An 8,611-nucleotide genomic window follows, 5' to 3' on the forward strand; every position below is an offset into this window, starting at 1 on the left:
ACCGGCTCCCGAGCCATTGCACAGTGTCCGCATCAAGACTAGACTTCAAGCTAAGTCCACACGTGGAGGAGAGACCATGATTGCTGCCGCGCAACGCAACGCGCCCGCCCTCGACATCGAGTCGCCCAAGGCCGGTCAGGTCGCACTGAAGTTCTTCTTCAACCTGATGGACAAGTGGCAGTGCTCGGTCGAGGAACAGATGGTGCTGCTGGGCTCGATCGGCCGCAGCACCCTGTACAAGTATCGCCAGCTGCCGGAAGTGCGTCTGCCCCGCGACACCATGGAACGGGTGTCCTACCTGATGGGCATCCACAAGTCCCTGCGCATCCTGTTCGGCGACAAACCCTCGACCTACGAGTGGGTGAGAAAAGCCAACAGCGAGGCACCGTTCAACGGCAATAGCGCACTCGAGCTGATGCTCGCCGGCGGCGTGGTCGATCTCGCCGACGTGCGTCGCTACCTCGATGGGGTCAGGGGGTGAGGCAGACCCTGCCCGCCTGGCCGCGGGCTTACCGCCTGGTCTCCAGTGCCTTTCCGCCGATCTCGGTATTCGAGGATGTGCTGGATGCCGCCGACCTCGAGCAGGCCTTCCTGATCGAGGGCCTGACCAACGACCGCCTGCGCGAAGAAGCCGGCCTGCTCGCTCACGTGGCCCCAGCAGACCGGGTCAGCGGCCCCGGTTCGTCGCCGCTGATGGCCGCCTTCACCCATGTCGGCGCGATCAGCCGCTTCACCGCGGGCCAGTATGGCGTCTATTACTGTGGCGACAGCCTGCACACCGCAGTGGCGGAAACCCGCTACCACCGCGAGCGCTTCCTGCGCGCGACCCAGGAGCCGAGCCTGGAGCTGACCCTGCGCGCCTACGTCTGCCGGGTGGTCAAGGCGCTGGACGACATTCGCCAGGCGCACGAACACCTGCACGACCCGGACCCGGCCGCCTACCCGATCGCCCAGCGTTTCGCCGCCGAACGGCGCCAGCAAGGTTCCTGGGGCCTGCTGTACCGCAGCGTACGCCACCCCGCAGGCGAATGCGCCGCCCTGTTCCGCCCGCCGGCGGCGAGCATTCCGCGCCAGGGCGTGCATCTGCGCTACGTCTGGGATGGCAAGCTGCAGCGGATCACCGACGTCTTCACCCTTAAAACCATCGCCTGAATGCCCGACATGGCGTAACCCTCACCTGGCCAGGGCAACTGCCTGCCTGATTTCGCCACTCGACCGGACCTCACCCATGTTCAAGAAAAGCATCAACGCCCTCCTCGCCACCTGGCTAACCGGCTTGATCGTCTTGCTACCGCTGGCCTTGAGCCTGACGCTGCTGTCCTGGATAGTCGGCCTGTTGAACCGGGCAATCGGGCCGTCCAGCTATATCGGCCAGATGTTTGCGGCCATGGGTCAGCCATTCGCCAGCAATGCCTACCTGGCGTACACCCTGGGTACGGCGGCGCTGCTGGTGGGCATCTATGCCCTGGGCCTGGGCGTGCAACTCGGCCTGCGCCGCCCGCTGCAATGGCTGACCGACCTGACCCTGCGGCGCATTCCGCTGTTCGGCAAGCTGTACAACCTGGCCGATCGCTTTGTCGCCCTGCTGGAGAAAAAGGAAGGTGCCGACATCAACGCCATGAGCCCGGTCTGGTGCCTGTTCGGTGGCGATGGTGCCGCCGTGCTGGCGCTGATGCCCAGCTCGAATGCGATCGATATCGATGGCCGCAGCTATTACGCCGTGCTGGTGCCCACCGCGCCCATCCCCATCGGCGGCGGCCTATTGTATGTGCCCGTGGAGTGGATCAAGCCAGCCAATATCGGCGTCGACGCCTTCACCAGCATCTACCTGTCCATGGGCATCAACCCACCGCCGCCGCCGAGGCCGCGCAAAGTCTAGCGAGCAGCCCGTGCGGCGCATCTGTGAACACGCGGCAGCCTGGCAGAGGATACGGACCGCTAAAGACTGCGCGCAATCACCAGCCGCTGCACATCGCTGGTGCCTTCGTAGATCTGGCACACGCGCACGTCGCGGTAGATACGCTCCAGCGGGAAATCCTTGAGGTAGCCATAGCCGCCGAGGGTCTGCAGCGCCGCCGAGCAGACCCGCTCGGCCATCTCCGAGGCGAACAGCTTGGCCATCGAGGCCTCGGTCAGGCACGGCAAGCCGGCCTCGCGCAAACTAGCAGCGTGATGCACCATCTGCCGCGCTACGGCGATCTGGGTGGCCATGTCGGCCAGGCGGAAGGCCACCGCCTGGTGCTCGATGATCGGCTTGCCGAAGGTCACCCGCTCGTGGGCATAGTCGCGCGCCGCCTCGAAGGCCGCGCGAGCCATGCCCACCGCCTGGGCGGCGATGCCGATTCGCCCGCCCTCGAGGTTGCCCAGGGCGATGCGGTAGCCCTCGCCCTCCTCGCCCAGGCGCAAGCTGGCCGGGATGCGCAGCTCATCGAGCTGGATCTGGCAGGTGTCCGAGGCATGCTGGCCGAGCTTGTCCTCGACCCGCACCACCGAATAGCCGGGCGTATCGGTGGGCACGATGAAGGCGCTGATGCCCTTCTTGCCGGCTTGCGGGTCGGTCACGGCGAAGACGATCACCATGCCGGCGTGGCTGCCGGAGGTGATGAACTGCTTGCTGCCGTTGAGCACATAGTGCTCGCCGTCGCGCCGGGCGCGAGTGCGCAGGTCGCTGGCATCCGAGCCGGCCTGGGGTTCGGTGAGGGCGAAGGCGCCGAGCATCGTGCCCTCGGCCAGCGGCCTGAGGAAGCGCTGCTTCTGCTCATCGCTGCCGTATTTGAGGATCGGCATGCAGCCCACCGAGTTGTGCACGCTCATGATGGTCGAGCAGGCGCCGTCGCCGGCGGCGATTTCCTCCAGGGCCATGGCGTAGGCCAGGTGGCCGGTCTGCGCGCCGCCCCAGTCTTCCGGCACCAGCATGCCCATGAAGCCCAACTGGCCCATCTCGGCGATGGCATCGCTGGGGAACCGGTGTTCGCGGTCCCACTCGGCGGCGAAGGGTTGCAGCCGTTCCCGGGCGAACTGGCGGGCCATGTCGCGGATCTGCACGTCTTGCTCTGAAGGAATCATGGGGCTCTCCCGGTTCAGTTGAGCAACTCGATGGCCATGGCCGTAGCCTCGCCGCCGCCGATGCACAGCGAGGCGACGCCGCGCTTGAGGTCGTACTGCTGCAGGGCACTGAGCAGGGTCACCAGCACCCGCGCGCCGGACGCGCCGATCGGGTGGCCGAGGGCGCAGGCACCGCCATGCACATTGAGCTTGTCGTGGGGGATGTCGAGGTCGCGCATGGCCGCCATCGGCACCACGGCGAAGGCCTCGTTGACTTCGAACAGGTCGACCTGGCCGATTTCCCAGCCGGTGCGCGTCATCAGCCGTTGCAGGGCGCCGACCGGCGCGGTGGCGAACAGGTTCGGCGCGTGGGCGAAAGTCGCGTGTCCGCGGATCGCCGCCAAGGGCTTCAGGCCGCGTTTCTCGGCCTCGGACAAGCGCATCAGCAGCAGGGCGGCGCCACCGTCGGAGATCGAACTGGCATTGGCCGCGGTCACCGTGCCGCCCTCGTGGAACGCCGGCTTGAGGGTGGGAATCTTGTCCGGGCGGGCCTTCGGCGGCTGCTCGTCGCTGTCGATCAGGCGCAGGTCGCGGCCGATCTTGGCCTCGACCGCGACTATCTCGGCGGCGAAGCGGCCCGCGTTGATGGCCTGCTGCGCGCGGGTCAGCGAGGCGATGGCGAAGGCGTCCTGCTGCTCGCGGCTGAAGCCATACGCCTGGGCGCAGTCCTCGGCGAAGGTGCCCATCAGCCGGCCCTTGTCGTAGGCGTCTTCGAGGCCGTCGAGGAACATGTGGTCGAGCACCTTGCCATGGCCCATGCGGTAGCCGCTGCGCGCCCGCTCCAGCAGGTAGGGCGCATTGGACATGCTCTCCATGCCGCCGGCGACCACCACCTCGGCGCTGCCGGCGAGCAGCAGGTCATGGGCGAACATCGCCGCCTTCATCCCCGAGCCGCACATCTTGTTCACCGTCGAGCACGGCGTGCCCTGCACCAGGCCCGCGCCCAGTGCCGCCTGCCGCGCCGGCGCCTGGCCCTGGCCGGCCTGCAGCACGCAGCCCATGATCACCTCGTCCACCGCATCGGCTGCCAGGCCGGCGCGCTCGAGGCTGGCGCGAATGGCCGCGGCGCCCAGTTGCGCGGCCGTGACCTCCTTGAAGTCGCCGAGAAAGCCGCCCATGGGCGTGCGTGCGGCGCTGACGATGACTACCGGATCCTGTTGCTTGCTCATGTTCGTTGCCCTCATCGGCAGGTTTCGCTGTGCGTTACCCGATCTGTTTCTGGCCCGCTAGCTAGCACTTTCGAGCCTTTATAGTAGTTGGACCGCTTTATTTGGCCGCCATGCGCAAGGCGCCATCCAGGCGGATGACCTCGCCGTTGAGCATGGGGTTTTCGATGATGTGCCGCACCAGCGCGGCGTATTCGTCCGGGCGGCCCAGGCGCGGCGGGAACGGCACGTTGGCCGCCAGCGAATCGCGCACCTCCTGTGGCATGCCGGCCATCATCGGCGTCTCGAAGATGCCCGGGGCGATGCACATCACGCGGATCCCCGAACGTGCCAGGTCGCGCGCCGCCGGCAGGGTCAGGGCGGCCACGCCGCCCTTGGAGGCGGCATAGGCGGCCTGGCCCATCTGCCCGTCGAAGGCGGCGACCGATGCGGTGTTGACGATCACCCCGCGCTCGCCCTCCTCGTTCGGCTCGCCCCGGACCATGGCCTCGGCGGCCAGGCGCAGCATGTTGAAGCTGCCGACCAGGTTGACCTGGATCACCCGACTGAAGCTGTCCAGGCCATGGGCGCCATTGCGCCCCAGGACCTTCTCCGCCGGTGCCACGCCGGCGCAGTTGATCAGCCCGTGCAGGCCGCCAAAGGCTGCCAGTGCCGCAGCCACCGCGCGGCGGCCGTCCTCCTCGCGGGTGATGTCGGTCTGCACGAAGCGCGCCTGGGCGCCCAGCTCCGCGGCCCGCGCCTCGCCGGCCTCGGCGTTGATGTCGGCCAGCAGCACCTTGGCGCCCTGCCCGATCAGCGTCCGGGCGGTGGCCAGGCCCAGGCCGGAACTGGCACCCGTGATTAGAAATATCCGGTCTTCGATACGCATGCTTGTGGTTCCTTGTTCAGTTAACGGCCGTCTGGGCCTTGGCGATTTCCTGATTACGCAGGAGAAAGCGCTGGATCTTGCCGCTGGGGGTCTTCGGCAGCTCGTCGACGAACTCGACTTCGCGTGGGTAGGCATGCGCCGACAGGCGCTTGCGCACATGCTGCTTGAGCTCTTCGGCCAGTGCGGCGTCGGCGCGGAACTGCGGTTGCAGAACGACGAAGGCCTTGACCAGTTCGGTGCGCTCCGGGTCCGGCTTGCCGATCACCGCCGCCTCGATCACCGCCGGGTGCTCGATCAGCGCGCTCTCGACGTCGAACGGGCCGACCCGGTAGCCGGAGGTGGTGATCACATCATCGCTGCGGCCGACGAAGCTGATGCTGCCGTCCTCGTTCAGTTCGACGGTGTCGCCGCTGAGGTAGTAGTCGCCGACGAAAGCCTTGGTCGGCATGTCCTGATAACCGGGAAACCAGAACAACGGCGAACGCGTCCGGTCCAGCGCGAGGATGCCGGGCTGGCCATGCGGCAGCTCGCGCTGTTGTTCGTCCAGCACCACCACGCGGTGCCCGGGAACGGCGAAACCGGCGGCGCCGAGGCGTACCGGATGGGCCAGTGCATGATGGTTGCACAGCACCATGCCCAGTTCGGTCTGGCCATAGTGGTCGTGGATAGTGGTGGCCAGGCCGCCTTCGAACCAGCGAATCACCTCCGGGCTCAGCGGCTCGCCGGCGCTGCTGACCGCGCGCAGGCGCCCGCGCAGCAGCGGCTCGGCCTGCGCCTTGGCGGCCAGCAGCATGCGGAAGGCCGTGGGCGAGCCGGCCAGGTTGCTGATGGCGTACTTGCGGATGATCCGGCAGGTACTCTCCACCGTGAACGGCCCTTCGTAGAAAGTGGTCGGGTGACCCATGGCCAAGGGGCCGGTCACTGCATAGTAGAGGCCATAGGCCCATCCGGGATCGGCCAGGTTCCAGAATGCGTCTTCGGGGCGCAGGTCGACCGCCTCGCGCATGTAGCCGACGAAGGCCAGGATCGCCTTGAGCGGCACCGATACCGGCTTGGCCAGCCCGGTGGTGCCCGAGGTGAACATCATCAGGAAGGGATCTTCGGCCGAGCGCAGCACCGGTTCGAACTCGGCCGAATGGCGCTCCAGTTCGGCCCAGAAACTGCAATCACCGCGCTGGATGCCCTGGCCCTTGGCGCCAGCGACGGTCACGAGCAGCGGCGCACCCTCGACCTCGTCGAGTTTGCCGCGGTTGGCCGCGTCGGTCACCACAACCTTGGCGCCGGAACCCTGCAACCGGTGCTCGATGGCCTTGGGGCCGAACGCGGTGAACAGCGGCTGGTACACCGCGCCCAGGCGCCAGGTGCCGAGGATGGTGATCAGCAGCTCGACGTTGCGCGGCAGCATGCCCGCCACGCAATCGCCGGGACGCACGCCCTGAGCCTGGAGAAAGTTGGCGAAACGCGCCGCCTGTTCCTGTAGCTCGCAGAAGGTGTAGCTGGCGCTGCTGCCGTCGCGGCCTTCCCAGAACAGGGCGATGCGCCCCGGCAAGGCATGCCGGTCGCAGCATTCGACACAGGCGTTGAGGGCGTCGAGGGAACCGGCCAGGGTAGTGGCGGCCGTGCTGGGCAGATCGAAGTCGCGGGCAGCGCTCAGGTAATCCTGCATGTCGGTGACTCTCGGTTTGTTGTTGTCCCGAAATAGTCGCGGCGCAAGCTGGCGGCGACAATGTCGACAGGCGTCTATTGGCCTGAGCGATTTGGACAACTGGACTCAGAGTGGGGCTGCTGCTCGGGATGCATCAGCGCGCGGTACTGCCCCGGGGTGGTGCCGGTCCACTTCTTGAACGCCTTGTAAAAGGCGCTGCTGTCGGCAAAACCCAGTTCGAAAGCCAGCTCGGTGAAGTTGCCCTCGCCGCTGTCCAACCGGGCGATGGCCTGGTCGCGCCGCACCTGGTCCTTGAGTCCCTGGAAGGACTGGCCTTCCAGGGCCAGCTTGCGCCGCAGGGTCGAGGGCGCCATGAAGAAGTGGCTGGAGAGCGCCTCGAAATCTGGCCAACGTTCGACCTTGAGGCTGCGCAGGTAGACCTTGATCCGCGCGGCATGGCTGCGCGGATCGCGGTAACGCACCAGGATGTTGGCCGGCGCGCCAGCGAGGAAGCGCTTGAGTTCGCGCTCGCTGCGGCGCAGCGGTTGCTCCAGGCACTCGGCATTGAACAGCAGGCGACTGCGCGGTCGGGCGAAGCGCAGGTTGCTGCTGAACATCACCCGGTAATCCTCGAGGTAGTCCGGCGCCTGGCAGTGCAGCTCGACGGCCAGGATCGGGATACGCCTTCCGGCCAGCCAGCAGGCCAGGCCATGCACGATCATCCACAGGGTGAAACAGCCGAAGGCGCGGCAGGCTTGCCCCGCTGGCTCATCGATGACGATCGCCGCCATCCCGCCCTGGCGCTCCAGGCGCTCCAGGCGCGGGGTCAGGCCATCGAACACCAGGCCGAGAAACGCCAGCGCAGTGTCCAGGGCCGCGCCCAGGGTCGGCTCGCGCGACGCGGCGCGGGCCATGAAGGCGTAGCTGCCGGACTTCATCCGCCGCGGGTTCATGCCGAAGAACTCGTCGTCCATCGCCTTGGCCAGCGCCAGCCACAGGCGCGCATAGGCCTGCGCGGAGACCCGCGCATAAGGCTTGTTGAGCAATTCGGGGGCGATCCCGGCCTGGGTCAGCAGCGCGTCGCAGTCCTGCCCCTGGGCGCGCCATTGCTGCAGGGCTTCGCCGACCAGGCGCACGGAGATGGTGCCCTTCTCGACCGCAGTCCCCGTCATGCCCACGCCAGGCCCGCCGCCATCAGTTGGCGCCCTGCTCCAGCTCCGCCAGCATCAGTTCGCGCATGCGGAACTTCTGCACCTTGCCGGTCACGGTCATGGGGAACTGATCGACGAACCTGAAGTAGCGCGGCACCTTGAAGTGGGCGATGTGGGCCTTGCAGTAGGCGCGCAGGGTCTCGGCATCGCAGGCGTGGCCCGGGTGCAGTTGCACCCAGGCGGCGATCTCCTCGCCGTACTTGGCGTCGGGCACGCCGATCACCTGCACATCGGCCACCGCCGGGTGGCCGAAGAGGAACTCCTCGATCTCCCGTGGATAGACGTTCTCGCCACCGCGGATGATCATGTCCTTGTTGCGCCCGACGATGCTCAGGTAGCCCTGTTCGTCCATCACCGCCAGGTCGCCGGTGTGCATCCAGCGCGCCGGATCGAGGGCCTCGGCGGTGGCCTGCGGGTTGTTCCAGTAGCCGAGCATGACGCTGTAGCCACGGGTGCACAGCTCGCCGACCTGCCCGCGCGGGACGATGCGGCCCTGCTCGTCGATTACCTTGCTCTCCAGGTGCGGCTGGGTCCGGCCGACACTGCTGACCCGACACTGCAGATCGTCATCGGCGGCCGTCTGGGTCGACACCGGGCTGGTCTCGGTCATGCCGTA

9 protein-coding genes are annotated in these 8,611 nt (G+C 67.4%); 3 read left to right on the plus strand and 6 right to left on the minus strand.

All coding sequences use genetic code 11. From position 1 onward, the window contains the following. Positions 1–76 precede the first annotated feature (76 nt). From ABZE94_RS18035 to ABZE94_RS18045, 3 genes are all read left to right on the plus strand, one after another. Positions 77–481, plus strand: a complete 405-nt coding sequence (locus ABZE94_RS18035; protein WP_372877080.1) for an antitoxin Xre/MbcA/ParS toxin-binding domain-containing protein — start codon at positions 77–79, stop codon at positions 479–481. Next, a complete protein-coding gene (locus tag ABZE94_RS18040) occupies positions 478–1,152 on the plus strand; it encodes an RES family NAD+ phosphorylase (RefSeq protein WP_372877082.1) in 675 nt (224 codons plus the stop codon). Before ABZE94_RS18035 ends, ABZE94_RS18040 begins: the two co-directional genes overlap by 4 nt. A gap of 76 nt (positions 1,153–1,228) precedes the next feature. After that, complete coding sequence (locus ABZE94_RS18045; protein WP_372877084.1) at positions 1,229–1,879, plus strand: DUF502 domain-containing protein; 651 nt, start codon at positions 1,229–1,231, stop codon at positions 1,877–1,879. Positions 1,880–1,938: 59 nt separating this feature from the next. Here the strand turns inward: ABZE94_RS18045 and ABZE94_RS18050 are convergent, their stop codons facing one another. The 6 genes from ABZE94_RS18050 to ABZE94_RS18075 form a co-directional block, all read right to left on the minus strand. After that, the gene (locus ABZE94_RS18050; protein WP_372877086.1) at positions 1,939–3,066 is read right to left on the minus strand and encodes an acyl-CoA dehydrogenase family protein; all 1,128 of its coding nucleotides are present in this window, start codon (positions 3,064–3,066) and stop codon (positions 1,939–1,941) included. A gap of 14 nt (positions 3,067–3,080) precedes the next feature. After that, on the minus strand, positions 3,081–4,274 hold the full coding sequence (locus tag ABZE94_RS18055) for an acetyl-CoA C-acyltransferase (RefSeq protein ID WP_372877088.1): 1,194 nt from the start codon (positions 4,272–4,274) through the stop codon (positions 3,081–3,083). A 97-nt stretch (positions 4,275–4,371) separates the two neighbouring features. After that, complete coding sequence (locus tag ABZE94_RS18060; RefSeq protein WP_372877090.1) at positions 4,372–5,139, minus strand: 3-hydroxyacyl-CoA dehydrogenase; 768 nt, start codon at positions 5,137–5,139, stop codon at positions 4,372–4,374. 16 nt (positions 5,140–5,155) lie between these two features. Continuing rightward, positions 5,156–6,805 (minus strand): acyl-CoA synthetase, encoded by a 1,650-nt coding sequence (locus ABZE94_RS18065; RefSeq protein WP_372877092.1) that lies wholly within the window; start codon positions 6,803–6,805, stop codon positions 5,156–5,158. A gap of 74 nt (positions 6,806–6,879) precedes the next feature. Continuing rightward, positions 6,880–7,956, minus strand: a complete 1,077-nt coding sequence (locus tag ABZE94_RS18070) for an AraC family transcriptional regulator (RefSeq protein WP_372877094.1) — start codon at positions 7,954–7,956, stop codon at positions 6,880–6,882. Between the two features lie 22 nt (positions 7,957–7,978). Next, the coding region (locus tag ABZE94_RS18075; RefSeq protein ID WP_372877095.1) for an AMP-binding protein at positions 7,979–8,611 on the minus strand (633 nt) is incomplete at its 5' end.

The sequence above is a fragment of the Pseudomonas sp. genome, from assembly GCF_041601375.1.
Classification (GTDB): domain Bacteria; phylum Pseudomonadota; class Gammaproteobacteria; order Pseudomonadales; family Pseudomonadaceae; genus Aquipseudomonas.